The sequence below is a fragment of the Streptomyces sp. RPA4-2 genome (genome assembly GCF_012273515.2).
GTDB lineage: Bacteria > Actinomycetota > Actinomycetes > Streptomycetales > Streptomycetaceae > Streptomyces > Streptomyces kaempferi.
Map to the genome: position 1 here is coordinate 2,345,371 of NZ_CP050975.2, position 26,020 is coordinate 2,371,390.

Annotated in this window: 22 protein-coding genes, 1 pseudogene and 1 riboswitch; of the genes and pseudogenes, 13 read left to right on the forward strand and 10 right to left on the reverse strand. The window is 72.9% G+C overall.

Going from position 1 to position 26,020, the window contains the following annotated elements; all coding sequences use genetic code 11:
* Positions 1–2 precede the first annotated feature (2 nt).
* Positions 3–188 carry a hypothetical protein gene (locus HEP85_RS09990; RefSeq protein ID WP_168527459.1) on the reverse strand — a complete coding sequence of 62 codons (186 nt, stop codon included), beginning with the start codon at positions 186–188 and terminating at the stop codon, positions 3–5.
* Positions 189–221: 33 nt separating this feature from the next.
* A complete protein-coding gene (locus HEP85_RS09995; protein ID WP_168527460.1) occupies positions 222–698 on the reverse strand; it encodes an Asp23/Gls24 family envelope stress response protein in 477 nt (158 codons plus the stop codon).
* An 87-nt stretch (positions 699–785) separates the two neighbouring features.
* Between HEP85_RS09995 and HEP85_RS10000 the strand changes: the two genes are divergently transcribed.
* The gene (locus HEP85_RS10000; protein ID WP_168527461.1) at positions 786–1,607 is read left to right on the forward strand and encodes a nucleopolyhedrovirus P10 family protein; all 822 of its coding nucleotides are present in this window, start codon (positions 786–788) and stop codon (positions 1,605–1,607) included.
* 69 nt (positions 1,608–1,676) lie between these two features.
* Here the strand turns inward: HEP85_RS10000 and HEP85_RS10005 are convergent, their stop codons facing one another.
* The 4 genes from HEP85_RS10005 to HEP85_RS10020 all read right to left on the reverse strand — a co-directional run bounded on the left by HEP85_RS10005 (position 1,677) and on the right by HEP85_RS10020 (position 5,763).
* Positions 1,677–2,480 (reverse strand): enoyl-CoA hydratase/isomerase family protein, encoded by an 804-nt coding sequence (locus tag HEP85_RS10005; RefSeq protein ID WP_329286882.1) that lies wholly within the window; start codon positions 2,478–2,480, stop codon positions 1,677–1,679.
* Positions 2,481–2,620: 140 nt separating this feature from the next.
* Positions 2,621–2,842, reverse strand: a complete 222-nt coding sequence (locus HEP85_RS10010) for a helix-turn-helix domain-containing protein (protein ID WP_006123601.1) — start codon at positions 2,840–2,842, stop codon at positions 2,621–2,623.
* A gap of 397 nt (positions 2,843–3,239) precedes the next feature.
* A complete protein-coding gene (locus HEP85_RS10015; RefSeq protein ID WP_168527463.1) occupies positions 3,240–4,838 on the reverse strand; it encodes an ABC-F family ATP-binding cassette domain-containing protein in 1,599 nt (532 codons plus the stop codon).
* A 91-nt stretch (positions 4,839–4,929) separates the two neighbouring features.
* On the reverse strand, positions 4,930–5,763 hold the full coding sequence (locus tag HEP85_RS10020; RefSeq protein WP_211117899.1) for a hypothetical protein: 834 nt from the start codon (positions 5,761–5,763) through the stop codon (positions 4,930–4,932).
* Positions 5,764–6,037: 274 nt separating this feature from the next.
* Between HEP85_RS10020 and HEP85_RS10025 the strand changes: the two genes are divergently transcribed.
* Both HEP85_RS10025 and HEP85_RS10030 read left to right on the forward strand, forming a co-directional pair.
* On the forward strand, positions 6,038–6,928 hold the full coding sequence (locus HEP85_RS10025) for a neutral zinc metallopeptidase (RefSeq protein ID WP_168527464.1): 891 nt from the start codon (positions 6,038–6,040) through the stop codon (positions 6,926–6,928).
* 95 nt (positions 6,929–7,023) lie between these two features.
* A complete protein-coding gene (locus tag HEP85_RS10030) occupies positions 7,024–7,437 on the forward strand; it encodes a VOC family protein (RefSeq protein WP_168527465.1) in 414 nt (137 codons plus the stop codon).
* A gap of 185 nt (positions 7,438–7,622) precedes the next feature.
* Here HEP85_RS10030 and HEP85_RS10035 read toward each other — a convergent pair.
* The 3 genes and pseudogenes from HEP85_RS10035 to HEP85_RS10045 form a co-directional block, all read right to left on the reverse strand.
* Positions 7,623–9,043: pseudogene (locus tag HEP85_RS10035) on the reverse strand (hypothetical protein).
* Between the two features lie 269 nt (positions 9,044–9,312).
* Positions 9,313–10,440 (reverse strand): alpha/beta fold hydrolase, encoded by a 1,128-nt coding sequence (locus HEP85_RS10040; protein ID WP_329286891.1) that lies wholly within the window; start codon positions 10,438–10,440, stop codon positions 9,313–9,315.
* A 193-nt stretch (positions 10,441–10,633) separates the two neighbouring features.
* Positions 10,634–11,371 carry a class II aldolase/adducin family protein gene (locus HEP85_RS10045; protein WP_168527468.1) on the reverse strand — a complete coding sequence of 246 codons (738 nt, stop codon included), beginning with the start codon at positions 11,369–11,371 and terminating at the stop codon, positions 10,634–10,636.
* Positions 11,372–11,567: 196 nt separating this feature from the next.
* On the opposite strand from HEP85_RS10045, the gene HEP85_RS10050 reads away from it, so the two are divergent.
* The 10 genes from HEP85_RS10050 (at position 11,568) to cobI (ending at position 25,268) form a co-directional block, all read left to right on the forward strand.
* Positions 11,568–12,329 carry a lysozyme gene (locus tag HEP85_RS10050; RefSeq protein WP_168533495.1) on the forward strand — a complete coding sequence of 254 codons (762 nt, stop codon included), beginning with the start codon at positions 11,568–11,570 and terminating at the stop codon, positions 12,327–12,329.
* A gap of 179 nt (positions 12,330–12,508) precedes the next feature.
* On the forward strand, positions 12,509–13,753 hold the full coding sequence (locus tag HEP85_RS10055; RefSeq protein ID WP_329286898.1) for an inorganic phosphate transporter: 1,245 nt from the start codon (positions 12,509–12,511) through the stop codon (positions 13,751–13,753).
* A 12-nt stretch (positions 13,754–13,765) separates the two neighbouring features.
* Complete coding sequence (locus HEP85_RS10060) at positions 13,766–13,990, forward strand: hypothetical protein (protein ID WP_168527469.1); 225 nt, start codon at positions 13,766–13,768, stop codon at positions 13,988–13,990.
* 187 nt (positions 13,991–14,177) lie between these two features.
* Positions 14,178–14,321: riboswitch (cobalamin riboswitch) on the forward strand.
* Positions 14,322–14,426: 105 nt separating this feature from the next.
* Positions 14,427–15,398 carry a cobalamin biosynthesis protein gene (locus HEP85_RS10065; RefSeq protein ID WP_365768886.1) on the forward strand — a complete coding sequence of 324 codons (972 nt, stop codon included), beginning with the start codon at positions 14,427–14,429 and terminating at the stop codon, positions 15,396–15,398.
* Complete coding sequence (locus HEP85_RS10070; protein WP_168527471.1) at positions 15,395–16,903, forward strand: cobyric acid synthase; 1,509 nt, start codon at positions 15,395–15,397, stop codon at positions 16,901–16,903. Before HEP85_RS10065 ends, HEP85_RS10070 begins: the two co-directional genes overlap by 4 nt.
* Positions 16,900–20,553, forward strand: coding sequence for a cobaltochelatase subunit CobN (cobN, locus tag HEP85_RS10075; protein ID WP_168527472.1), 3,654 nt, complete (start codon positions 16,900–16,902; stop codon positions 20,551–20,553). Before HEP85_RS10070 ends, cobN begins: the two co-directional genes overlap by 4 nt.
* Positions 20,550–22,589 carry a putative cobaltochelatase gene (locus HEP85_RS10080; protein WP_369657669.1) on the forward strand — a complete coding sequence of 680 codons (2,040 nt, stop codon included), beginning with the start codon at positions 20,550–20,552 and terminating at the stop codon, positions 22,587–22,589. The genes cobN and HEP85_RS10080 overlap by 4 nt, the downstream gene beginning before the upstream one ends.
* Positions 22,589–23,188 carry a cob(I)yrinic acid a,c-diamide adenosyltransferase gene (cobO, locus tag HEP85_RS10085; RefSeq protein ID WP_168527474.1) on the forward strand — a complete coding sequence of 200 codons (600 nt, stop codon included), beginning with the start codon at positions 22,589–22,591 and terminating at the stop codon, positions 23,186–23,188. Before HEP85_RS10080 ends, cobO begins: the two co-directional genes overlap by 1 nt.
* Positions 23,182–24,540 (forward strand): cobyrinate a,c-diamide synthase, encoded by a 1,359-nt coding sequence (locus HEP85_RS10090; protein ID WP_168527475.1) that lies wholly within the window; start codon positions 23,182–23,184, stop codon positions 24,538–24,540. Before cobO ends, HEP85_RS10090 begins: the two co-directional genes overlap by 7 nt.
* Positions 24,537–25,268 carry a precorrin-2 C(20)-methyltransferase gene (gene cobI, locus HEP85_RS10095; protein ID WP_211117902.1) on the forward strand — a complete coding sequence of 244 codons (732 nt, stop codon included), beginning with the start codon at positions 24,537–24,539 and terminating at the stop codon, positions 25,266–25,268. The genes HEP85_RS10090 and cobI overlap by 4 nt, the downstream gene beginning before the upstream one ends.
* Positions 25,269–25,279: 11 nt before the next feature.
* Here cobI and HEP85_RS10100 read toward each other — a convergent pair whose 3' ends face one another.
* Positions 25,280–26,014, reverse strand: coding sequence for a ZIP family metal transporter (locus HEP85_RS10100; RefSeq protein WP_329286911.1), 735 nt, complete (start codon positions 26,012–26,014; stop codon positions 25,280–25,282).
* Positions 26,015–26,020: the final 6 nt, after the last annotated feature.

Sequence of the window (26,020 nt, forward strand, 5' to 3'; positions counted from 1 at the left end):
TGTCACCGCCGCCGGTCGTCACGCGGGCGGAAGAGGGCACCGAGGTCCAGGTCCCCCTCGAGGAACCGTCCGACGACGAAGCCGACGGCTCCCAGGGCGGCCACGAGCAGGAAGGCCCCGAATCCCCCGAAGTATCCGGCGAAGCCCAGCGCCATTCCGGCGATCATGCCGATCACGGCCAAGCTCATGTGCGCTCCTCAGCAGTTCGGTGGCCGGTCCGGTCACTGGAGCCGCGACTCCGGCTCCTCGTCCTCTTCATCGGGAAGCTTCACGTCACTCACGGCGATGTTGACCTCGACGACCTCGAGACCCGTCATGCGCTCCACGGCCGTGATCACGTTCTCCCGGACCGCGCGGGCCACGTCCGCGATCGACACCCCGTACTCGACGACGATCTCCAGGTCGAGCGCGGTCTGCACCTCGCCGACCTCGGCCTTGACGCCCCTGGCGACGGACTTCGAGCCGCCCGGCACCCGGTCGCGCACCGCACCGAAGGTACGGCTCAGCCCACTGCCCATCGCGTGCACGCCGAGCACGTCCCTGGCCGCGAGTCCGGCGATCTTCTCCACGACGCCGTCGGCGATCGTGGTCCGGCCCCGGGTGGCGGGATCACCGCCTCCGCGCCGGGTGGGCTTACGGGTCTGGGGCGTCTCGCCCTCGGGGTTCTCCGTCCGGTTCCGCTCCGTCATGTCGGTCATCGCCGCACGTCCCTTTCGGTCGTCCTCCTCCGCCCACACTAAGTGCGCCCCCGCGATTGCGCGCCAGGGATACGGCAGGCTGGAGGAATGACGTCGGACCGATGGACGCGGGCGGTAAGACAGCGGCTCGGGCTGGGGCGGCTCCTCCCTCTCGGCCACTCCCGCGACGGCGCGTGGATCACCGAGGAGGCGGCCGGCACGGTCCTGCGGCGCGCGGCGGCCGCCGTCCCCGGTGTGCGCCTCGGCGCGCTGCGGGTCTCCCTCACGGACCCGGAGCGGACGTACGAGCCCGCCGTGCCGCCGCCGCCCGGCGCGCTGCCGCCCGGTCCGCTCCGCGTCACCGGGGAGTTCGCCGCCTCGGCGGACCCTTCGGCGCCGGGCGGCGAACCGCTCCCCACGGCGGCGGCCCGGTTGCGCTCGGCCCTGGCCACGGCGGCGACGGAACGTCTGGGGCTCATGGTGACGGAGGTGGACCTGCGGGTGACGGGACTACTGGACACGGACACGCCGCCCACCCCCGTGAACCGGGACACCCCAGCCCCGGCCACTGGACCGACTCCGCTCGACGGGCCGGGCCCGGTTGACGAGACGGCTCGGGTCCACGGATCACGTCCAGTCGTCGGGCCCGGTCCGGTCGGCGAGTCGGCTGCGGCCGAGGAGGCGCGCGTGGTGGCTGCCGTTCTGTCCGTCCCGGGGGTGGACCGTCTGACCGGCGCGCTGGGCCGTCCGGTCCACTTCACCGAGGTCCGCGGTACGGACCCGGCCCTGCCGCGCCGCCATGTGCGGGTCGAACTGGCGGTCTCGGCCGCCGAACGGACGGCCGACGTGGCTCGGGCGGTCAGGGCCCGCGTCGCCGAGGTCCTGCCGGACCTGCCGTCGGTGGCCGTACTGGTGACCGCCGTGCGTTAGCGGCGCGTGGTGGGCGGGGACGCGAGGACCGCGCGGGCGTCCCCCATACCCCGCCGCCGGAGGACGGTCTCAGTCCCCCACGCCGGCGAGGTCCCGCAGTCGCCGGGCCTGGGCCGCACGCTCGGCGCGGCGCTGCTCCTCGTACGTGCGCTCCCGCGCCCCCCGCAGCAGCGCCTTGGTCTCGATGACGGCGTCGCGCGGCGCAGCGAGCAGGGCCGCGGCGAGGTCGCGTACCGCGTCGTCGAGCTCTCCGGCCGCGACCGCGAGGTTGGCGAGACCGGTGCGCTCGGCCTCCTCGGCCGCCACGAAGCGACCCGTCGCGCAGATCTCGAGCGCGCGGGCGTAACCCACCAGACCGACCAGCGGGTGCGTCCCCGTGAGGTCGGGCACGAGCCCGAGGCTGGTCTCGCGCATGGCGAACTGCACGTCGTCGGCGACGACGCGCAGGTCACAGGCGAGGGCGAGCTGGAACCCGGCTCCGATGGCGTGCCCCTGCACGGCGGCGATGGACACGACGTCGCTGCGCCGCCACCAGGTGAACGCCTCCTGGTACTCGGCGATGGTCGCGTCGAGGTCGGCATCCGTGCCGCGCGCGAGGTCGATGAACGACGGTTCGCCGTCGAAGCCCTCGGGCGTGAACGCCTGCCGGTCGAGCCCGGCCGAGAACGACTTGCCCTCGGCGCGCAGGACGACCACCCGGACGGTGCCCGGCAGTGACCGTCCGGCCTCCGTCAACGCCCGCCACAGAGCGGGACTCTGGGCGTTGCGCTTGGCCGCGTTGGTCAGCGTCACCGTGGCGATCGCGTCGTCGACGGTGAGCCGTACGCCGTCCTTGTCGAGTACGGGGTCGAGATCCTTGTCGAGCGAAGCCATGGGCTGCCTCCGATGGGTGCGGTCGGATCAGGCGCGCACCCGTACAGGGGGGACACACCTAAGTGACTGCACAGTAACCACCCGGTCGATCACCCGACCGACCGGGTGGCCACCACCGAAGCCGATGGGGACGCCCGGCCTCAGGCCGAGGCGGCCTTCTTGCCCCTCGTCGCTCCGCCACGCCCACGAAGCGTGACGCCCGACTCGCTGAGCATCCGGTGCACGAAGCCATACGAACGGCCGGTCTCTTCGGCCAGCGCTCGAATGCTCGCACCGGAGTCGTACTTCTTCTTCAGGTCTGCCGCGAGCTTGTCGCGCGCGGCGCCGGTCACCCGGCTGCCCTTCTTCAGAGTCTCGGCCACCCGTGCCTCCTCATGGGAAGTGCGCTCTGGACTTCTCATGATCACCCCTCAAGGGCTTCATGGCCAGCCATTCGGCAAGGTCCGTGAGACAAGGTTTTGACGACAGGAGCCCGTCCCCACGAGTGGAATCACAGGTTCCGCCCCTGGCCCTTCGTGCGGCCGAACGGGTTCTTCGGCAAAGTGCCAGGTCAGCGACGCACAACGGCCGAGCCCTTGAGAACAAGGGACTCGGCCGAGAAATCGATGTACGACACACCTCGGTACGAGGAGATCTCACACAGATGATGGATCACGGATCGGCCGAATGATCCATACGCAGTGGATCAGGCATTCGATCACGTCGTGCTGACGGCCGTCCCGGGGCTGCCCATCAGGTCCCCGGGGGCTGTACGAGGGCTCAGGCGAGGGCGACGAGGTCCGCGTAGTCGGCGCCCCACAGGTCCTCGACGCCGTCCGGCAGCAGGATGATCCGCTCCGGCTGGAGCGCCTCGACGGCACCCTCGTCGTGGGTGACGAGGACGACGGCGCCCTTGTAGGTGCGCAGCGCGCCGAGGATCTCCTCGCGGCTGGCCGGGTCGAGGTTGTTCGTCGGCTCGTCGAGGAGGAGGACGTTCGCGGCGGAGACCACCAGGGTCGCGAGCGCGAGACGGGTCTTCTCGCCGCCGGAGAGGACCCCGGCGGGCTTGTCGACGTCGTCGCCGGAGAACAGGAACGAACCGAGCGTCTTGCGGACCTCGACCAGATCGAGGTCCGGGGCGGCGGAGCGCATGTTCTCCAGCACCGTGCGCTCCGGGTCGAGGGTCTCGTGCTCCTGCGCGTAGTAGCCGAGCTTGAGTCCGTGTCCCTCGACGACCCCGCCGGTGTCGGGGGTCTCGACGCCGCCGAGGAGGCGCAGGAGGGTCGTCTTGCCCGCGCCGTTCAGGCCGAGGATGACGACGCGGGAGCCCTTGTCGATGGCCAGGTCGACGTCGGTGAAGATCTCCAGGGAGCCGTACGACTTCGACAAGCCCTCGGCCATGAGCGGGGTCTTGCCACAGGGAGCGGGCTCCGGGAAGCGCAGCTTGGCGACCTTGTCGGAGACGCGGACGGCGTCCAGGCCGGCGAGCAGCCGGTCGGCGCGCTTGGCCATGTTCTGGGCGGCGACGGTCTTGGTGGCCTTCGCGCGCATCTTGTCGGCCTGCGCGTTCAGCGCCGCGGCCTTCTTCTCGGCGTTCTGCCGCTCGCGCTTGCGGCGCTTCTCGTCGGCCTCGCGCTGCTGCTGGTAGAGCTTCCAGCCCATGTTGTAGACGTCGATCTGGGCGCGGTTGGCGTCCAGGTAGAAGACCTTGTTGACGACCGTCTCGACGAGGTCGACGTCGTGGGAGATCACGATGAACCCGCCGCGGTACGTCTTCAGGTAGTCGCGCAGCCAGACGATCGAGTCGGCGTCGAGGTGGTTGGTGGGCTCGTCGAGCAGCAGCGTGTCGGCGTCGGAGAACAGGATCCGGGCCAGTTCGATACGGCGCCGCTGGCCGCCGGAGAGCGTGTGCAGGGGCTGGCCGAGCACACGGTCGGGCAGGTTGAGCGCGGCGGCGATGGTGGCGGCCTCGGCCTCGGCGGAGTATCCGCCCTTGGTAAGGAACTCCGTCTCCTGGCGCTCGTACTGCCGCATGGCCTTGTCGCGGGTGGCTCCCGAGCCGTTGGCGATCCGCTGTTCGTTCTCGCGCATCTTGCGGATCAGGACGTCCAGGCCGCGGGCCGACAGCACGCGGTCGCGGGCGAGCACGTCGAGGTCACCGGTGCGGGGGTCCTGCGGCAGGTAGCCGACCTCGCCGGAGCGGGCGACGTTGCCCGCGGCGGGCTGGCCTTCGCCCGCGAGGACCTTGGTGAGCGTCGTCTTGCCCGCGCCGTTGCGGCCGACCAGGCCGATGCGGTCGCCCTTGGTGATGCGGAAGGTGGCGGACTCGATGAGAATGCGGGCGCCGGCGCGCAGCTCGATACCGGAGGCGGAGATCACGGACAGACTCCTGGGCAGGGTCGTTGGCGGGGTGGGCGGCTGAGGACGTTCCCGCCGTCTAATGCGCGAGGAGAATGGCCATGGGCCAAGTCTAACGGGGCGGTGCAACCACTTTTCCTGGGCGCGGGTGTCCGGCACTGTGACGCTCGCCCCGCTGTCCGTTGCCCAGCGGGGCGCGGTGCGGGGCGACGACGCCCAGGTCGTCCACCGCGACGAGCCCGGCCGTCCAGCGGTCCTCGGCGGGGCAGGGACGGGCGATCAGGAGCACCGCGCCGTGACGAAGGGCACGTGCGGGCGCGAAGCGGCAGCCGGGCCGGGCGGGCAGGATCCAGCGCAGGTCGCCGTCGGCGACGCGGTAAGCGGCGACACGTTCGGGGGTGATCACGGCGAGCATGCCGCCGCCCAGGAGCCGCAGCACGCCGGTCGCCTCGTGGTCCGCGAGCCATCGGGCGGCCTGGGGCAGCGCCCGGTGCCAGCGGACGGCGCTCCCGTCGCGACGCGTCGTGTCGGTGACCAGACCGTCGTCCCAGAGCGCGATCGCGTGCCCGCGCGCGGGCAGCACGGCCAGCGGGCGGCGGCCCTCGCGCCCGTACGTCCAGCGGGCGCGGCCGGTCGTCGCGTCGTAGGCCTCGACGGCGGCGGCGGTCGTCCGCAGCGGGGGCCTCGACGGCGGCGGCGTGCCCTGTGCGTGCTCCACGCGCGCGTGGAGCACGAGCCGGTCTCCGTAGGGCGCGGGACGTGCCTGGTGGGCGACGGCGAGCAGCAGCGCGACGGCGACCGCGACGACGACGAGGAGCAGGGCGCGAGCCGTACGGCGGCGGACCGCGGGGGGAGGCGGCCCGGGGACCGTTCGGCCGTCGCCGGCCTGGACGGTCCGAACGGACCCGTCGGGCCGAGCGGACCCGTCGGCGTGTGCAGACTCCATGGTCCGTACAGACTCCATGGTCCGTACAGGCCCAGCCGTCCGCGCGGACCGCGTCGCCCCGACCGGCACAGTGACCACCCCTGCCCCCTCCTTCGCCCCTGCCCGGGCTCCGGCGCAGAGCGTAGGTGTGTCCCGGCGGGGCTTCGCGGGGACACGGCGAACGGCCGGCGGAGGTCCCCCGTTCGGCCCTCCGCCCGGAGCCGGGGAGCCGGGGCCGTACGAGGATGGCGGCACGGAGCGACGTACACGGCCGTACGCGGAGGATGGTGCGCCCATGCAGTTCGACGACGACGCCGACCTGGACACCTCCGAGGTGCAGGATGCGCGCGGCAGCCGGATCCCCGGTGGCCGGGCGACCGTCGGCGGCGGTATCGCCGGTCTGGTCGCGCTGCTGCTCGGGCTGTTCTTCGGAGTGGGACCCGACCAGCTCGGGCTCTCCTCCGGCAACGACCAGCCCGCGGCGACCTCCTCCTCGCTCGACCAGATCAAGGAGACGTGCCGGACGGGGCGGGACGCGAACGCCAAGGAGGACTGCCGCGTCGTGGCGGTGGTCAACAGCGTGCAGGACTTCTGGGCGCAGGAGTTCGCGCGGCGCGACGGTGTGTACACACGCTCGCCGACCGTCTTCTTCAGCAACCGGGTGGCCACCGCCTGCGGCACCGCGACCTCGGCCGTCGGGCCCTTCTACTGCCCCGCCGACCGCAAGGTCTACGTGGACCTGGGCTTCTTCGACGACCTGCGGACCAAGTTCGGCTCCAGCGGCGGTCCGTTCGCACAGGCCTACGTGGTGGCGCACGAGTACGGGCACCATGTGCAGGACCTGATGGGGACGCTGGGCCGGGCCCAGGACGGTGTCTCGGGCGCGACCAGCAACTCGGTGAAGGTGGAACTGCAGGCCGACTGTTACGCCGGGGTGTGGGCGCACCACGCGACGACGACGAAGGACCCGTCGACGGGCAGGCCGCTGCTCAGCAGTCTCACCGCGGCCGACATCCGCGACGGGCTGGACGCGGCGGCGGCCGTCGGCGACGACCGGATCCAGCAGAGGTTCCAGGGGCGGGTGACGCCGGAGACCTGGACGCACGGCTCGGCCGCGCAGCGGCAGCAGTGGTTCTACCAGGGCTACCGCACCGGCGACATGGCGCAGTGCAACACCTTCCGCTGACGGCCCGGTCCCGCCCGTGGGGGCGTTGTCAGTGGCCGGTGCGAGACTGTGGGGCAGGTCACATTCCGGCGGCGGAACGAGAAGGAGTGGTCGGTATGGCGGGCATGGACGGCGGACGTCCGAGCATCTACCCGACACTGCTGTACGCGGACGCGAAGGCGGCGATCAGGCAGCTCACGGAGGCCTTCGGCTTCACCGAGCTGTCGGTGTACGAGAGCGAGGACGGCACGGTGATGCACGCCGAGCTGGTCCAGGGCACCGGAGCGGTGATGCTCGGTTCCAAGGGCCGCGGCGGCGTCTTCGACACCGCGATGAAGGACGCCGGCCCCACCGGTGTGTACGTGGTCGTGGACGACGTCGACGCACACCACCGGCGCGCCGTGGACCACGGCGCCGAGATCCTGATGCCCCCGACCGACCAGGACTACGGCTCGCGGGACTATCTGGCCCGCGACGCCGAGGGCAACATCTGGAGCTTCGGCACCTACGCGCCGGAGACGGGCGCCTAGGGCGTGTTGCGAAAGTCCCGCCTGCCTCGCGACGCCGGGCACGCACTCTCGCCGCACCGGGCGAAAACCCGAGTACGTCCAGTACGCGGGCTTCCGCCCGGCCCACCGAGAGCACGCACCAGACGCCGCGAGGCCCGCCCTCCGGGCGGACGACGGGACTTTCGCAACACGCCCTAGGAGACCGCTCAGCTCCCTCCGGTGTGCACCTGGAAGGCGGCCCGGCGGACGGCCTTCGCGAGCGCCGGGTCGGGGTGCGCGGCGGCGAGCGCGACCAGGACCTGGACGGTGCGGGGGTGCCCGACGGCGCGCACCTCGTCGAGCAGCGCGGGCACGGTCGGCTGCACGGCGGACTCCAGGTGGCGCACGAGGAGCGGCGCCTCGCCGTGGTCGGCGACCGCCGCCGCGGTGTCGACCCACAGCCAGGTGGACTCCTCGCGGGTGAGCACCTCGTGGGCGTCCTCCGGGTCGTGGCCGTCGTGCTCGGCGAGCCACAGCAGGGCGTAGGGGCGCAGCCAGCTCTCCTCGGCCACGGAGCGCACATCGGGCTCGGCCGGGGCGCCGACCACCCGCAGCGCCTCGAAGGCGAGACCGCGGGTGAGGGCGTCCTCGCCGCGGGCGGCCGCCAGGAGTTCGGTGACGGCGCTGCCGACGGGGCGGGCGGCGAGCCACGCGCGGTACTCGGCGCGGGCCGCGTTCGGGCGCAGTTGGGCACAGCCGCGGAGCATGTCCGCGGCGGGCTGCTCGATGTTCCCTGCGGGGCTCTGCGCCGCGACGCAGATCTGCTCCAGCTTGACCCAGACCGCCCAGCTGCCGAGCGGGGTGAGGGTGGCCTGTCCGTCGGCGCAGGTGAGCGCTCCCACGGCGGCGAGGGCGTGCAGGGCCCAGTCGAGGAGAGGGGCGAGCGGGGCGTCCATGTCCGGGGGCGCGGCGGTCTCCGGGGCGGGCTCCGGGGCGGGCTCCGGCTGGGGGCCGTAGGGGATCTCGCAGCGCTCGGTGCGCAGCTCCGTGACCCGCTGTTCGAGGAGGTCGAGGAGCTGCTCCACGGGGACGGGCCCGGCGGAGAGCTGAAGGAAGGAGAGCACCTGGGGCATCGCGGAGACGACCTCGGCGACGGCGGACGCCTCACGGTCCGCGGGCTCCGGATGGGCGAGCGACCAGGCGTCGAAGAGGGCGACCCAGCCGCGCAGGACGGCGCTGTCGTCGCGGTTCCAGGCGCGTAGCCGCCAGCCGGGGCGGGCGATGTCGCCGTGCACCTCGACAAGGCCCGCGAGGCGTGCGGTGTCCCAGTCCGCGCGGACCTGAACCGGGGTCAGGCCCAATTCCCCGGCGGCCCGTTCGGCGGTCGCTTCGGAGAGGGTGCCCTTGCCGTCGGGGGTCGCGCCGTCGCGCCCCGGGCCGAGCATGGAGTCGGCCCAGCGGGCGACGCGGGCCGCGTCGGCGAGTAAGCCGCGCGCCATGCGGGCGAGTTCCGCCGGCGGCGGGGTGCCCTCGGGGGCCGGGGTGCGGGTCGGCGCGAGCTGCGCTGGGTCACCGCTCGGGGGGCGGCAGCCAGGGGCCGCGGGCGGACGAGTCGGAGCCTGGAGTCGCGCGGGTTACGGGACGTCACAGGTGCAGTCTTCCGGTTGGCGGTCCGAAAACCCAAACGGAATGTCACAGCAGGCGACAGGGGTGGCCAATGCACGGGGTTTTGCGGGGGCTCGCCACGTGTGCGGGCGGCGCCGTGCGAGTTGGTCCGATCCGATCCGGAAGCCTGCTGGTGCCTTCGCCGGGGCGCCGTGCGGGAGGGTCGGCACGGCGCTCCCGGACGCCGTGCGGAAGAAGTGGCGCCGTGTGCCGGGGATGCGGTCGCCGGTTCCCGTGCGGCAGGCGGGTCCCCTACATCAGCGGGGTCAGGAAGCGGCGCAGGACCTCTTCGTACTCCGTCGGGTCGGCGTTCCACAGGGCGCCGTGCGGGGCCCGCGCGACCGTGTGCAGGGTCACCAGGTCCGGGCGCCTGCGGGCGAGACGGCGCGAGGGTCCCCAGGGGGCGAGGACGTCGTCCGGGCCGTGCACCACCAGCGTCGGCACCGTGAGCCGGTCGGGATCGGCGGCCTGCCAGGTGCGGTCGCCGTGCAGTCCGGTGCGGCCCTGGGCGGCCCGGACCGCGAGCGGCAGCAGGGCCCTCGGGGTGTGCCGGGCGGTGGCGAGGGCGCGCAGCGTGGCTTCCCAGTCGAGGACGGGGGAGTCCAGGACCAGCCCGGCGATCCGGTCCCGCAGGGCGGAGTGGGCGGCGGTGCGCAGGGCCATGGTGGCGCCGGTGGACCAGCCGTACAGGACGACCTGCGCGGCGCCGTAGCGGACCGCGTAGCGCAGCGCGGCGTCCAGGTCGCGCCACTCGGTCTCGCCGAGGTGACCGAGGCCGTCCGGGGGACGGGGCGCGCCGACGTCTCCCCGGTAGGCGAGGTCGAGGACGGGGAGCCGGCTGCGGTGCAGGAACTGCATCACATTCATCGGGAGTTCCCGGGTGGCGCCCAGGCCGTGGACGGTGATCACCCAGGTGTCGCGGACACCGGGCACGAACCAGGCGGGCAGCGGGCCCAGCTCGCCGGGCACGTCCACGTCGGCGTGGTCGAGGCCGAGCGCGGTGCTCGGGTTGCCGACGTACAGGTTCGGGGTGAGCCAGACCCGGTCGCCGGGCCGCAGGGTGCCGTGGGTGACGTGTTCGAGGCGGCGTACGACCGTGTCGGCGGTGTGGGGCGCGTTCTCCAGGACCGGGCCGACGACCGCGTGCGAGCCGTCGCCGGCCAGTCCGTACGTTCCCGGTCGCCGGGAGGCCAGGGCACGGGTGAGCGTGATCCGGCCCGGGGCCGTGGCGTGCACGGTGAGCCGCGGCTCGGTGGGCAGGGGCCGGCCGGGCGACGCCTTGAGCGCGGCGTCGCTGGCGAACCGTCCCACCGCCACGGAGGCCGCGCTCGCGGCCAGGGCTACGGTGACGGCCGCGGCCGTCGCTTTGGCAGTACGCACGGATTCAGTCTCACGGCGTATCCCGTTGTCGGCCAGTGGGAGCGCGGACCGACGGCTCCCTCGTCCGGGAACGGCGACGGGGGTCCCGGGGCGGCGGCGAAGCGGCACAACCCCGCGACGAAGAGGGCGCGTGGTCCCGCGGTGAAGCGGGCGCGCGGTCCCGCGGTGGAGCGACACGACCCCGTGGCGCCCGTTACGCGACTGGCACGCCGTCCGCGTCCGGGCCGGGCCGGCCGTACCCCCGCAGCCGCTCCCCCGCCTCCCCCAGCTGTTCCCGGGACAGCAGCGCGGGCGACAGTCCCGGTACGGACGATGCCAGGAGCCACACGCGGGACATCCACTCCAGCTGGGCGGTGCGGTCGTACGCCTGGTCCAGGGAGTCTCCGTACGCGACGGTGCCGTGGTTCTGGAGGAGGCAGGCCGTGCGCCGGGTCAGCGCCTGAAGCATGTTCTCGGCCAACTCGGGGGTTCCATACGTCGCATAAGGGGCAACCCGGACGGGTCCGCCGAGGGCGCCCGCCATGTAGTGGATCAGCGGAAGCTCGGTCACGAGCGTGGACACCGCCGTCGCGTGCGCGGCGTGGGTGTGGACGACGGCGCGCGCGTCGGTGGCGCGGTAGACCGCCAGATGCATCGGCAGTTCGCTGGTGGGACGGAGGGCGCCGAGGGTCTGCCGGCCGTCGAGGCCGACCCCGACGGCGTCGCCGGGCGTGAGCCGGTCGTAGGGCACTCCGGTCGGCGTGACCAGGACCGTGTCGCCGACCCGTACGGAGACGTTGCCCGAGGTTCCGACGACCAGCCCGTCGGCCACCGTCCGGCGGGCCGTCGCGACGAGTTCGCCCCACGCGTCCGCCACCTTCCGCGCATGCGCACCGCCTGCGCCGCCCCCCACGTCCCGCCCGACCCGCGCGTCCCGCCGCTGCTCCGCCATGCCCGCGATCCTGTCAGGACGGACGTCAACCGGGTGGCCGCGAGGGCACTTTAGGGCGGAAGGCGTACGTCCGTAAGGGTGCATATGTGGACACATCACCTCTTCAAGGCTATTGGCCGGTGATCGACGTGTATTGAATGATCTTCCACTAACCTCTGGGGGATTTGCCGTGCACGACGCCATTCCGGGGGGAAACATGGCCCGTGGTCACCAGCCGTTCCGTCGCCACGCCCGCCCCCTCGCCCGCGCCCTCGCGGCGAGCGCCGCCATGGCAGCGCTCGCCGTCACCGGAACCGCGCTCACCGGCGGGCCGGCCGCCGCGGCCGGTGCGCCCAGGGGCCATGACGTCTCCTCGCACCAGAAGTACGTCGACTGGCAGCGGGCGAGGGCGAAGGGCGCCCGGTTCGTCTATGTGAAGGCCACCGAGTCCCACACCTACCGCAACCCCTATTTCGACCAGCAGTACAACGGGGCGTACGACGCGGGAATCCTCCGCGGCGCCTACCACTTCGCGGTGCCGGACAAGTCGTCCGGTGCCACCCAGGCCGAGTACTTCGTGCGCAACGGGGGCGCCTGGCAGGCCGACGGACGGACGCTGCCGCCCGCGCTCGACATCGAGTACAACCCGTACAGCAAGCACAAGTGTTACGGCATGACCAAGGCCGGGCTCGTGAGCTGGATCCAGGACTTCAGCGACGAGCTCGAACGGGAGACGGGCCGCCGCCCGGTGATCTACACGACCGCCCACTGGTGGAACACCTGCACCGGGGACAGCCACGCCTTCGCCGCGGACCACCCCCTCTGGCTGGCCCGCTACGACAGCGCGGACATCGGCGCACTGCCGGGCGGCTGGTCGGCCTGGACGTTCTGGCAGTACGACAACAAGGGGACCCTGCCGGGTGACCAGAATCTCTTCAACGGATCCACGGCACGGCTGAAGAGGCTCGCGAAGGGCTAGCGGAGCCCGATATTCCGCCTTCGTTCGAACCACGGGTCATCCCTCCGGCATCCACACCGGTGCAAGCGGAGGGGTGATCCGTGGTTCGATACACCCCTAAGCCTGCCTCAGTTCATCTTCCGTTCACTCAGGTTGCCTACGGTCCACGTGCCACTGACGTCAAACAGAAGCCTGGGTAAATGGAACACATCACGCTCCTCCTCGGAATCGTGATCGTCACCGCTCTCGTGTTCGATTTCACGAACGGTTTCCACGACACTGCCAACGCGATGGCGACGACCATCTCGACCGGCGCTCTGAAGCCCAAGACGGCGGTGGCCATGTCCGCCGTGCTGAATCTCGTCGGTGCGTTCCTCTCCGTGGAGGTCGCCAAGACGATCTCCGGCGGACTCATCAACGAAGAGGGCATACGTACCGAAGTGATCTTCGCGGCGCTCGTCGGCGCCATCCTCTGGAATCTGCTGACCTGGCTCCTGGGTCTGCCCTCCAGTTCCTCCCACGCACTGTTCGGCGGTCTGATCGGCGCCGCGGTCATGTCGGCCGGCTGGTCGTCGGTGAACGGCTCGACCGTCGTCACCAAGGTGCTGCTCCCCGCGGTCGCCGCGCCCATCGTGGCCGGACTCGCCGCGATGCTGGCCACCCGGCTGACGTACCGGATCAGCAACCGCGCCGACCAGAAGGCGACCGCCAAGGGCTACCGCGCCGGCCAGATCGCCTCGGCCGGTCTGGTCTCGCTGGCGCACGGCACGAACGACGCGCAGAAGACGATGGGCATCATCACCCTCGCCCTGGTCACCGGCGGTGTGATCGCCCCCGGCTCGAACCCTCCCACCTGGGTCATCGTCTCGGCCGGTACCGCCATAGCGCTCGGCACCTACCTGGGCGGCTGGCGCATCATCCGCACGATGGGCAAGGGTCTGACCGACCTCGCGCCGCAGCAGGGCTTCGCCGCCCAGACCAGCGCCGCGACGGCCATCCTGGCCTCCTCGCACATCGGCTTCTCCCTCTCCACCACCCAGGTCTGCTCCGGTGCCGTGATGGGCTCGGGCCTCGGCCGCAAGGGCGGTGTCGTCCGCTGGTCCACCGCGACCCGGATGTTCGTCGCCTGGGGCCTGACCCTGCCGGCCGCCGGACTGGCCGGTGCCGCCGCCGAGTTCCTGACGAAGCAGGGCACCTGGGGCATCGTCCTCACCGGCGCGCTGCTGGTCGCCGGCGCCGGCACCATCTGGACGCTGTCCCGCCGCCAGCCGGTCACCATCGACAACGTCAACGACGCCGCCGCCGAGCCGGCCGGCATCGTCACCACCGCGATGGCCGCGGTCACCCCGCCGCCCGCGGGCCCCGTCACCGGAGACCTGTCCGGCGATCTGAAGACCACCATCCCGTCCCCGGACGCGGAGCCCACCCGCCCGGCCACGGTGTAAGGACGGAACAGCATGAACATCGACTGGGCAGCCCTCGGCTCCGTCTTCGGAGTCAGCCTCGTGGTCACCGTGGCCCTCGTCGGCCTCTTCACCCTCGGCATCATCGGCCTCACCAAGCGCGAGTCCGCGTCCGCCCAGGGCGGTTCGGCCGCCCTCGCGGTCACCGGCGCGTACGTCTGCTTCGCCGCGTGCGCGGCGGCGGTGGCCTACGGGATCTATCTCATCGTCGGCAAATGACCCCGCGGCGGTGACCGCGCGGCGGCAAACAGCCTGAAACGGGCATCACTTCACGTGGGGTGCGGGACGGATCGCCGTCCCGCACCCCACGCGTATGCCGTGCCGCACCCCCCGCACGCGTCCTCCCCCGCCCCTCGCCATGTGGGCCTTCGCACACTCTCCCCTCGCAGGTCAACGGCAAGTTGACGGGTCCTGCAACCCGTGGTGGACTGCCGGAGCCAAGTACGGCGACAGAAGAGGAAGCCGGTGTGAATCCGGCGCGGTCCCGCCACTGTGACCGGGGAAGGAACTCCCCGGGAGCCAGGAACTCTCACCGCCGGTCTCGTCGAACCAGGGCGCGGACACCCTGAGTGAGGACATATCGCCATGCGCGGCTGCCCGTTGCGGGTCTTGATGAGTACGAGGGTTCCACTTCACCCCACGGCGGGCTGACCCCGTGCGTGCCGATCGCGTCTTCGCGTACGGCGCCGCCACCGGCCTCCTCGGCGACCTGCTGCTCGGCGATCCCCGCCGGGGCCATCCGGTCGCCGCGTTCGGGCGGACCGCGGGAGCCGTGGAGCGGATGCTGTGGCGCGACCACCGCGGCTGGGGAGCGCTGCACACCACCGTCTGTGTCGGCGGCGCCGGTGCGCTCGCCGCGCTCGCGAACCGTGGCGTACGCCGTTCCCGTGCCGCCTCCATCGCCCTGACCGCCGCGGCCACTTGGGCCGTCGTCGGGGGCACCTCCCTCGGGCGCGAGGCGCGGGCGATCGGTGCCGCGCTCGGCGCCGGTGACGTCGAGGCCGCCCGCGCGCGGCTGCCGCACCTGTGCGGGCGCGACCCTCTGGCACTGGACCGCGACGGCATCGCGCGCGCCGTCGTCGAGTCCGTCGCCGAGAACACCTCCGACGCCGTGGTGGGCGCCCTGGTGTGGGGAGCCGTCGGCGGTGTGCCCGGACTGGTCGCGTTCCGCGCCGTGAACACGCTCGACGCCATGGTCGGGCACAGATCCGCCAGGTACCGGCGCTACGGCTGGGCCTCCGCGCGCCTCGACGACGTCGCGGGCTGGCCGGGAGCACGGCTGACCGCGGCGCTCGCCACCGTCGCCGGCGACGACCCGCGCGGGGCGGTGCGCGCCTGGCGTACCGACGCCCGCCGGCATCCGAGCCCCAACGCCGGGCCCGTGGAAGCCTCGTTCGCCGGATCACTCGGGGTACGGCTCGGCGGGACCCTCTCCTACGCCGGCCGGGTCGAGCACCGGCCCGTCCTCAACGTCGGCGGGCGTGCCGTGCGCGTCGGCGACATCGAACGGGCCGTGAGGCTGTCGCGGCGCGTCAGTTGGCTCGCCCTCGGCGTGAGTGCCGCGGGACGGCTGCTGGCCGGGCGGCTGCTCGCGGGCGGACCTCTCCCGAAGGGGCGTACGACATGAACGGCGGTCTCCTCGTCGCCGGAACCACCTCCGACGCCGGCAAGAGCGTCGTGACCGCCGGGATCTGCCGGTGGCTGGTGCGCCAGGGCGTCAAGGTCGCGCCCTTCAAGGCGCAGAACATGTCCCTGAACTCCTTCGTGACCCGCGAGGGCGCCGAGATCGGGCGCGCCCAGGCCATGCAGGCGCAGGCCGCCCGCGTGGAACCGACCGCGCTCATGAACCCCGTGCTGCTCAAGCCGGGCAGCGACCGGAGCAGTCAGGTCGTGCTCATGGGCAGGCCGGTGGGCGAGATGACCGCCCGCGGCTACCACGGCGGGCGGCAGCGACAGCTCCTGGGCACCGTGCTGGACTGCCTCGCCGAGTTGCGGGGCACGTATGACGCGGTGATCTGTGAGGGGGCCGGCAGTCCTGCCGAGATCAATCTGCGGCGGACCGACATCGTGAACATGGGGATCGCGCGCAACGCGCGGCTGCCCGTGCTCGTCGTCGGCGACATCGACCGCGGCGGCGTGTTCGCCTCGTTCTTCGGGACGGTCGCGCTGCTGTCCCGCGAGGACCAGGAGTTCGTCGCCGGGTTCCTGGTCAACAAGTTCCGCGGCGACGTGTCCCTGCTGGAGCCCGGACTCGACATGCTGAAGGACCTCACCGGACGCCGTACGTACGGGGTCCTGCCCTTCCGGCACGGCCTCGGGATCGACGAGGAGGACGGCCTGCGTGTGTCGCTGCGCGGTGCCGTGCGGGAGTCGGCGGTCGCCGAGCCCGTCGGCGAGGACGTCCTGCGCGTCGCGGTCTGCGCGGTCCCGCTGATGTCCAACTTCACGGACGTGGACGCGCTGGCCGCCGAACCCGGCGTCGTCGTGCGGTTCGTGGACCGGGCCGCGGAACTGGCCGACGCGGACCTGGTCGTCGTGCCGGGGACCCGGGGCACCGTGAAGGCGCTGACGTGGCTGCGCGAGCGGGGCCTCGCGGACGCGCTGGCCCGGCGGGCCGCCGAGGGCCGCCCGGTGCTGGGGATCTGCGGCGGCTTCCAGCTCCTCGGGGACCACATCGAGGACGAGGTCGAGTCGCGGGCCGGGCATGTCGACGGGCTCGGACTCCTCCCCGTCCGCGTGCGGTTCGCGCGCGAGAAGACCCTCACCCGGCCGGCCGGCGAGGCGCTCGGGGAACACGTCGAGGGGTACGAGATTCATCACGGCGTCGCCGAAGTGACCGGTGGCGAGCCCTTCTTGGACGGCTGCCGGGTGGGTGCCGTCTGGGGTACCCACTGGCACGGCTCGCTGGAGTCGGACGGCTTCCGGCGTGCCTTCCTGCGCGAGGTGGCGGCCGCCGCGGGCCGCCGCTTCGTACCGGCCGCCGACACGTCGTTCGGGGCGCTGCGCGAGGAGCAGCTGGACCGGCTCGGCGATCTGATCGAGGAACACGCGGACACGGACGCGCTGTGGCGGCTCATCGAGTCGGGCGCGCCGCAAGGACTGCCTTTCATTCCACCGGGAGCGCCCGCATGAGCACAGTGTTGTTGTTGTCGACCGCCGACACCGATCTGCTGGCGGCCCGGGCCTCCGGCGCCGCCTACCGGATCGGCAATCCGACCCGGGTGGACGTCGCGGACGAACTCCCCGCGCTCGTCGAGGGCGCCGACCTCGCCGTCGTACGGCTCCTCGGCGGCAAGCGGGCCTGGGAGGACGGCCTGGCCTTCCTGAAGGCGTCCGGTGTCCCCACCGTGCTGCTCGGCGGCGAGACCGTCCCCGACGCCGAGCTGATGGCCGACTCGTCGGTGCCGGCCGGTGTGGTGGCCGAGGCGCTGCGCTATCTGGTCGAGGGCGGCCCCGAGAACCTCACCGAGCTGGCCCGGTTCCTCTCCGACACCGTGCTGCTGACCGGCGAGGGCTTCGAGGAGCCGCGCAAGATGCCCGAGTACGGCGTCCACGGCGAGCGTGCCTTCGTCGAGGGCCGTCCGACCGTCGGTGTGCTCTTCTACCGCGCCCACCAGCTGGCCGGCAACACGGCCTTCGTCGACACGCTGTGCGACGCGGTCGAGGCGCGCGGCGCCAACGCCCTCGCGGTGTACTGCGGTTCACTGCGCGGCGCCGACAGCGGCCTGTACGAGATCCTCGGCAGGACCGACGCGCTGGTCGCCACCGTGCTCGCGGCGGGCGGCACGCACGCCTCGGAGGCGTCCGCGGGCGGCGACGACGAGGCCTGGGACATCGGCGCCCTCGCCGACCTCGACGTCCCCGTGCTGCAGGGGCTCTGTCTGACCTCGTCGAAGCGGGCCTGGGACGAGTCGGACGCCGCCCTCTCCCCGATGGACGCGGCGATGCAGGTCGCCATCCCGGAGTTCGACGGACGGCTCATCACCGTGCCGTTCTCCTTCAAGGAGCAGGGCCCCGACGACGTCCCGGTGTACGTGGCCGATCCCGAACGGGCCGCGCGCGTCGCCGGGATCGCCGTACGGCACGCCCGGTTGAAGCACAAGCCGAACGCGGAGAAGAAGCTCGCGCTCGTCTTCACCGCGTACCCGACCAAGCACTCACGGGTCGGCAACGCGGTGGGCCTGGACACGCCCGCCTCCGCCGTACGGGTGCTGGACGCGCTGCGGGACGCCGGGTACTCCCTCACCGAATACCCCGACAACGGCGACGAGTTGATCCACCGTCTCATCGCCGCCGGCGGCCACGACGTCGAGTGGCTCACCGAGGAGCAACTGGCCTCCGCACCGGCGCGGGTACCGCTCGCCGACTACCGCGCGTGGTTCGACCGGCTCGACCCCGGGCTGCGGGACGGCATGCTGGAGGCGTGGGGCGAACCGCCGGGCAACCTGTACGTGGACGGCGACGACATCGTCCTGGCGTCCCTGCGGTTCGGGAACGTCGTCGTGATGATCCAGCCGCCCCGCGGCTTCGGCGAGAACCCGATCGCGATCTACCACGACCCGGACATGCCGCCGTCGCACCACTACATGGCGGCCTACCGCTGGCTGGAGAACAGTTTCGGCGCGGACGCCGTCGTGCACATGGGCAAGCACGGCACGATGGAGTGGCTGCCCGGCAAGGGACTCGGGCTCAGCAGCGGCTGCGCGCCCGACGCCGTGCTCGGTGAACTCCCGCTCGTCTACCCCTTCATCGTCAACGACCCGGGCGAGGGCACCCAGGCCAAGCGGCGCGGGCACGCCACCGTCGTCGACCACCTGGTGCCGCCGATGGCGCGCGCCGACACCTACGGCGACCTCGCCAAGCTGGAGCAGCTCCTCGACGAGTACGCCCTCGTCTCCGACCTGGACCCGACGAAGGCCCCGGCGGTCCGCGCGCAGATCTGGACGCTGGTCAAGGCGGCCGAGCTCCATCACGACCTGCACGTCGACGACCAGCCGGACGACGGCGACTTCGACGCGTTCGTGATGCACATCGACGGCTATCTCTGCGAGATCAAGGACGTGCAGATCAGGGACGGCCTGCACATCCTGGGCGGTGGCCCGGAGGCCGAGCCGCGCGTCAACCTGGTCCTGGCGGTGCTGCGGGCCTCCCAGGTGTGGGGTGGCGCCGCGAACGCGCTGCCGGGTCTGCGGGCCGCTCTCGCCGGGCACTTCGGGCTGTCCGAGAAGGAGCTGCTGAGCGAGCCCGGCGCGCCGGTGAAGGTGCCGGTGGAGCTGACGGACCTCGTCGCAGGCCCTGCGCGGACGGGCGCCGACGCGATCGATCTGCTGGAGCAGCTGTGCCGCCGCGCGGCCGAGGGCATGGAGGAACGCGGCTGGGACGGCACGGCCGTGCCCGCTCTGGTGCGCGAGGTGCTGGGCACTGAACTCCCGGACGCCGTCGCGGTGCTGGAGTTCGCCTGCCGCGAGGTCGTGCCGCGGCTGGCCCGGACGACGGACGAGATCACCCACATCCTGCGGGCCCTGGACGGCGGTTACGTCCCGGCCGGTCCGTCGGGCTCGCCGACCCGTGGCCTGGTGAACGTCCTGCCGACCGGCCGCAACTTCTACTCGGTCGACCCCAAGGCGATTCCCTCCAGGCTGAGTTGGGAGGTCGGACAGTCGCTCGCCGACTCGCTGGTGCAGCGGTACCTGCAGGACACCGGCGCGTACCCGAAGTCGGTCGGTCTGACGGTCTGGGGCACGTCCGCGATGCGCACCCAGGGCGACGACATCGCGGAGATCCTGGCGCTGCTGGGCTGCCGCCCGGTCTGGGACGACGCCTCGCGCCGGGTGACCGGTTTCGAGATCGTCTCCCCCGAGGAGCTGGGCCGGCCCCGCATCGACGTCACGGTGCGCATCTCCGGTTTCTTCAGGGACGCGTTCCCGCACGTGGTCGGTCTCATCGACGACGCGGTGCGGGCGGTGGCGGAGCTGGACGAGCCGGCCGACCTCAACTACGTCCGCGCGCACGCCGACGAGGACACCGCCGGGCACGGCGACCGGCGGCGCGCCACCTCGCGCATCTTCGGCTCCAAGCCGGGTGCCTACGGGGCCGGCCTGCTGCCGCTGATCGACGCCCGCAACTGGCGCTCCGACGCGGACCTCGCCGAGGTGTACGCGGTGTGGGGCGGCTACGCCTACGGGCGCGGTCTGGACGGCCGGGCGGCACGCGGCGACATGGAGACCGCGTTCCGGCGCATCGCGGTGGCGGCGAAGAACGTCGACACCCGCGAGCACGACCTCGTCGACGCGGACGACTACTTCCAGTACCACGGCGGCATGGTGGCCATGGTGCGCCATCTGACGGGCGCGAGCCCGGAGGCGTACGTCGGTGACTCGGCCGTGCCCGACCAGGTGAAGACCCGCACGCTCGGGGAGGAGACGCACCGTGTCTTCCGCGCCCGGGTGGTCAACCCGCGCTGGATGGCGGCGATGCGCCGGCACGGCTACAAGGGGGCCTTCGAGATGGCGGCGACCGTCGACTACCTCTTCGGCTACGACGCCACGGCCGGGGTCGTGGACGACTGGATGTACGAGAAGCTCAGCGCGGAGTACGTCTTCGACGCGGAGAACCAGGACTTCATGAAGAAGTCCAATCCGTGGGCGCTGCGCGGGATCACCGAACGGCTCCTGGAGGCCGCCGACCGGGGGCTGTGGGCCGAGCCGGACGCGGACACCCTGGAGCGGCTGCGCGCCACCTATCTGGAGCTCGAAGGCGACTTGGAGGGCGACGACCAGTGAGTACCCCGTTCCCGTTCACGGCCGTGGTCGGCCAGGACGACCTGCGGCTCGCGCTGCTGCTGAACGCCGTCTCGCCGGCGGTGGGCGGTGTGCTGGTCCGCGGCGAGAAGGGCACCGCCAAGTCCACGGCGGTGCGCGCGCTCTCCGTGCTCATGCCGGAGGTGGACGTCGTCGCCGGGTGCCGCTTCTCGTGCGATCCGGACGCGCCGGACCCCGCGTGCCCGGACGGGCCGCACGACGGCGGCCCGTACGTGTCGCGGCCGGCCCGTACGGTCGAGCTGCCCGTCGGTGCCTCCGAGGACCGGCTCGTCGGCGCGCTCGACATCGAGCGGGCGCTCGCGGAGGGCGTGAAGGCCTTCGAGCCGGGCCTGCTGGCCGACGCGCACCGCGGGATCCTGTACGTGGACGAGGTCAACCTCCTCCACGACCATCTGGTCGACCTGCTGCTGGACGCGGCGGCGATGGGTGCCTCGTACGTCGAGCGGGAGGGCGTCTCGGTCCGGCACGCGGCCCGCTTCCTGCTGGTCGGCACCATGAACCCCGAAGAGGGCGAGCTGCGGCCGCAGTTGCTCGACCGGTTCGGGCTGACCGTCGAGGTCGCGGCCTCCCGGGAGCCCGACCAGCGGGTCGAGGTCGTCCGGCGCAGGCTCGCCTACGACGACGACCCGGACGGCTTCGCCGCGCGATGGGCCGACGAGGAGTCCGCGGTACGGGCGCGGATCGCGGCGGCGCGCGGGCTGCTGCCGTCGGTGCGGCTCGGGGACGCCGCGCTGCGCCAGATCGCGGCGACCTGCGCCGCGTTCGAGGTGGACGGGATGCGGGCCGACATCGTGATGGCGCGGACCGCGACCGCGCTGGCCGCCTGGGCGGGGCGCACCGAGGTGCTGCCCGAGGACGTACGGCAGGCGGCGCTGCTCGCGCTGCCGCACCGGCGCCGGCGCAACCCCTTCGACGCTCCGGGGCTCGACGAGGACAAACTCGACGAGACGCTGGAGGAGTTCGGCGGTTCCGACGACGACCCCGGCCCCGACACGGAACCCGACCCCGACACGGATCCCGACCCCGACCCGGACGGTCCCGGCGGGGGCGGGCAGCCGCCGCAGGACGGTCCGGAGGGCGATGTCCCCTCTGGCGACGTGCCGGCACAGGGCGAGCCCTCGCAGGACGGAAAGGCGCCGGCCGGGCAGGGCGCCGGTGAGCAGTCCCCGGTGCGGGCCGCCGAACCCTTTCGCACGAAGATGCTGAGCGTGCCCGGTCTCGGCGAGGGCGCGGCCGGCCGGCGTTCCCGGGCGCGGACCGAGCACGGCCGGACGACCGGCTCGCGGCGGCCCCGGGGCACGCTCACCAAGCTGCACCTGGCGGCGACCGTACGGGCGGCGGCGCCGCACCAGCGGGCGCGGGGACGCTCGGGTCCCGGTCTGGTCGTACGACGGGACGATCTGCGCCAGGCCACCCGTGAGGGGCGGGAGGGCAACCTCGTGCTGTTCGTGGTGGACGCCTCCGGGTCGATGGCGGCGCGGCAGCGGATGGGCGCCGTGAAGGGTGCGGTGCTGTCCCTGCTGCTCGACGCCTACCAGCGGCGGGACAAGGTCGGTCTGGTGACCTTCCGCGGCTCCGCCGCCGAGGTCGCGCTGCCGCCCACCTCCTCGGTGGACGCGGCCGCGGTGCGGCTGGAGTCGCTGCCCACGGGCGGGCGGACGCCGCTCGCGGCCGGGCTGCTGCGCGCGCACGAGGTGCTGCGGGTCGAGCGGCTGCGGGACGCGGCGCGCCGGCCGCTGGTCGTCGTGGTGACCGACGGACGGGCCACGGGCGGGCCCGAGCCGGTCGCGCTCGCGGGGCGCGCGGCGCGGCTGTTCGCGGCCGACCAGCTGGCCTCCGTGGTCGTGGACTGCGAGGCGGGGCCGGTGCGGCTCGGGCTCGCGGGGCGGCTCGCGGACGAACTGGGCGGGACGGCGGTGACGCTGGACGAGCTGCGCGCCGATTCCATCGCCGGGCTCGTGCGCGAGGTGCAGGGAACTTCGAGGAGGGCCGCGTAATGCCGCAGGGGCAGCCGAGTGTCGTACCGGACGACGGACTGACGACACGTCAGCGGCGCAACCGGCCACTGCTCGTGGTGCACACGGGCGTGGGCAAGGGGAAGTCCACCGCCGCCTTCGGGCTCGCGCTGCGCGCCTGGAACCAGGGGTGGCCCATCGGGGTGTTCCAGTTCGTCAAGTCGGCGAAGTGGAAGGTCGGCGAGGAGAACGCGCTGCGGGTGCTGGGCGCCAGCGGTGAGGGCGGGTCCGTCGACTGGCACAAGATGGGCGAGGGCTGGTCCTGGGTGCAGCGGGACTCCCAGATGGACAACGAGGAGAAGGCCCGGGAGGGCTGGGAGCAGGTCAAGCGGGACCTCGCGGCCGAGACGTACCGGCTGTACGTCCTCGACGAGTTCGCGTACCCCATGCACTGGGGGTGGGTGGACGTGGAGGAGGTGGTCTCGGTGCTGCGGGAGCGGCCCGGGACCCAGCATGTCGTGATCACCGGACGCAACGCCCCCGAGAAGCTGGTCGAAGCCGCCGATCTCGTCACCGACATGTCGAAGGTCAAGCATCCGATGGACGCCGGCCAGAAGGGCCAGAGGGGAATCGAGTGGTGACGTCCGTCCCCCGGCTGGTCATCGCCGCGCCCTCCTCGGGCAGCGGCAAGACCACCGTCGCCACGGGGCTGATGGCGGCCTTCGCCGCGCGGGGGCTCGCCGTGTCCCCGCACAAGGTGGGGCCCGACTACATCGACCCCGGGTACCACACGCTCGCGACCGGGCGTGCGGGGCGCAACCTCGACGCGTACCTGTGCGGTGCGGAGTTGATCGCGCCGCTGTTCGCGCACGGGGCGCGGGGGTGCGATCTCGCCGTCGTCGAGGGTGTGATGGGGCTGTACGACGGGGCGGCCGGGCAGGGCGACCTGGCGTCCACGGCGCAGGTGGCGAAGCTGCTGCGGGCGCCGGTGGTGCTGGTGGTCGACGCCTCGTCGCAGTCCCGGTCCGTGGCCGCGCTGGTGCACGGGTTCGCCTCCTGGGATCCCGGGGTGCGGGTCGCGGGGGTGATCCTCAACAAGGTGGGGTCCGATCGGCACGAGCAGATGCTGCGGGAGGCGCTGGACGCGTCGGGGGTGCCGGTGCTCGGTGCCCTGCGGCGTGCCCCGCAGGTGGACACGCCCTCCCGCCACCTGGGGCTGGTGCCCGTCGCCGAGCGGCGCGCGGACGCCGTGGACGCCGTGCGGGCGATGGCCGAGCAGGTGCGGCGCGGGTGCGATCTGGACGCGTTGTTCGCGTTGGCGCGTGGTGCGGGTGAGTTGACCGGTGCGGCCTGGGACACGGCCGAGGCGGTTGTTCCGGAACCGGGCGGCCAGAAGATCGTCGCCCTCGCCGGCGGCCCCGCCTTCACCTTCTCCTATGCCGAGCACGCCGAGCTGCTCGCCGCCGCCGGGGCCGACGTCGTCACCTTCGATCCGCTTCGGGACGAGCAACTGCCGCAGGGAACGGGCGGGTTGGTGATCGGCGGGGGCTTCCCCGAGGTGTACGCGCCCGAGTTGTCCGCCAACGAGCCGTTGCGCAAGGCCGTGGCCGAGCTGGCGTTCGGCGGCGCGCCCGTCGCCGCCGAGTGTGCCGGCCTGCTCTATCTCTCGCGCGAGCTCGACGGACAGCCGATGTGCGGGGTGCTCGACGTCACGGCCCGGATGGACGAGCGGCTCACCCTGGGCTACCGGGACGCCGTGGCCGTGTCCGACAGCGTGCTCGCCGCGGCCGGTACCCGGATGCGCGGGCACGAGTTCCACCGGACGGTCGTGGAGCCCGGTGCCGGCGCGGCTCCCGCCTGGGGGGTGCGCGCCCCGCGGCCGCGCGTCGAGGGTTTCGTACAACAAGGTGTGCACGCGAGTTATCTGCACACGCACTGGGCGTCCGTACCCGGTGTCGCCCGTCGGTTCGTGGAGAGGTGCCTGACGTCATGAGCAGCAAGCTGATCGGAGTCGGCGTCGGCCCCGGAGACCCGGAGCTGGTGACCGTCAAGGGCGTCAACGCGCTGCGTGCCGCCGAGGTGGTCGTGGTGCCCGTCATGGACACCGGGGAACGCGGGCGCGCCGAGGCGACCGTGCTGCACTACGTGCCCGCGGAGAAGGTCCTGCGGATCGTGTTCGCGCTCAACGAGCGGACCGACCGCGCGCGCCGCGAGGCCGCCTGGGACGCCGCGGGCGCGCGGGTCGCGGAGCTGCTGGAGCGGCACACGACCGTCGCCTTCGCGACGATCGGCGACCCCAACGTGTACTCGACCTTCACCTATCTCGCGCACACCATCGGCGCGCTCGTGCCCGGGACGGAGATCGAGACCGTGCCCGGCATCACCGCCATGCAGGATCTCGCCGCCCGCTCGGGGGCCGTGCTCACGGAGGGGACCGAGCCGCTCACCCTGGTACCGGTGACGGCCGGGGCCGCCGTGCTCAAGGACGCCCTGAGCGGGCCCGGCACGGTCGTCGCGTACAAGTTCGGACGGCAGGCGCACGAGGTCGCGCGGGCGCTGCGGGAGACCGGGCGGATCGACGACGCGGTGTGGGGTTCGGCGCTCGGTCTGGAGGGCGAGTCCATCCGGCCCGCCGCCGACCTCGGCGGCGAGCCGCTTCCGTACCTCTCCACGCTCATCGCACCCGCCCGGCGGGACGGCGGACGCGGCGGGAAACTGTGAGTCACGAGAGATCATCCGGTTCCGGCGAGGCCCACCACCAGCCAGATGAAGGCCGCGCCGCCGACCGTGAACAGCAGGGTCGAGCGGGCCGGGTGCTCGTGGTGCGCCTCGGGCAGGATCTCGGCGGCGGCGAGGTACAGCAGGACGCCGCCGAAGAGCCCGAGATAGCCGCCGAGCAGGTGCACCGGGATGGTGAGGAAGAGCGTGGAGGTGGCGCCGGCGACCGGGGCCGCCGCGTCGGCGAACAGCATCGTGATCGCCTTGCGGCGCGCGTTCCCGTACAGGCTCGTGATCGTGTACGTGTTGAAGCCGTCCGCGAAGTCGTGGGCGACCACCGCGAGGGCGACCGCCAGGCCCATGCCGCCGCCCACCTGGAAGGCGGCGCCGATCGCGACGCCGTCCATGGCGCTGTGGCCGACCATCGCGGCGGCGGCCGTCAGGCCCACCTCCGGCGCCCGGCCGGCGCACTCCTCGCCGCCGTGCGCGGCCTGCCGGGCGGCCAGCAGCCGTTCCACCAGATGGGCGAGGAGGAACCCGGCGACGAACAGCAGCAGCGCGGCCGGTACGCCGAAGACCTCGCCGCCCGCCGTGCGCAGCGCCTCCGGCAGCAGGTCCAGGCCGACCACGCCCAGCATCAGCCCACCGGCCAGGCCGAGCACCAGATGACGGCGGTCGGTCACCCGCTGAGCCGTCCAGCCGCCGGCCAGCGTCATCAGGAACGCGCCGAGCGCGACGAGGACCGCCATAGGCCC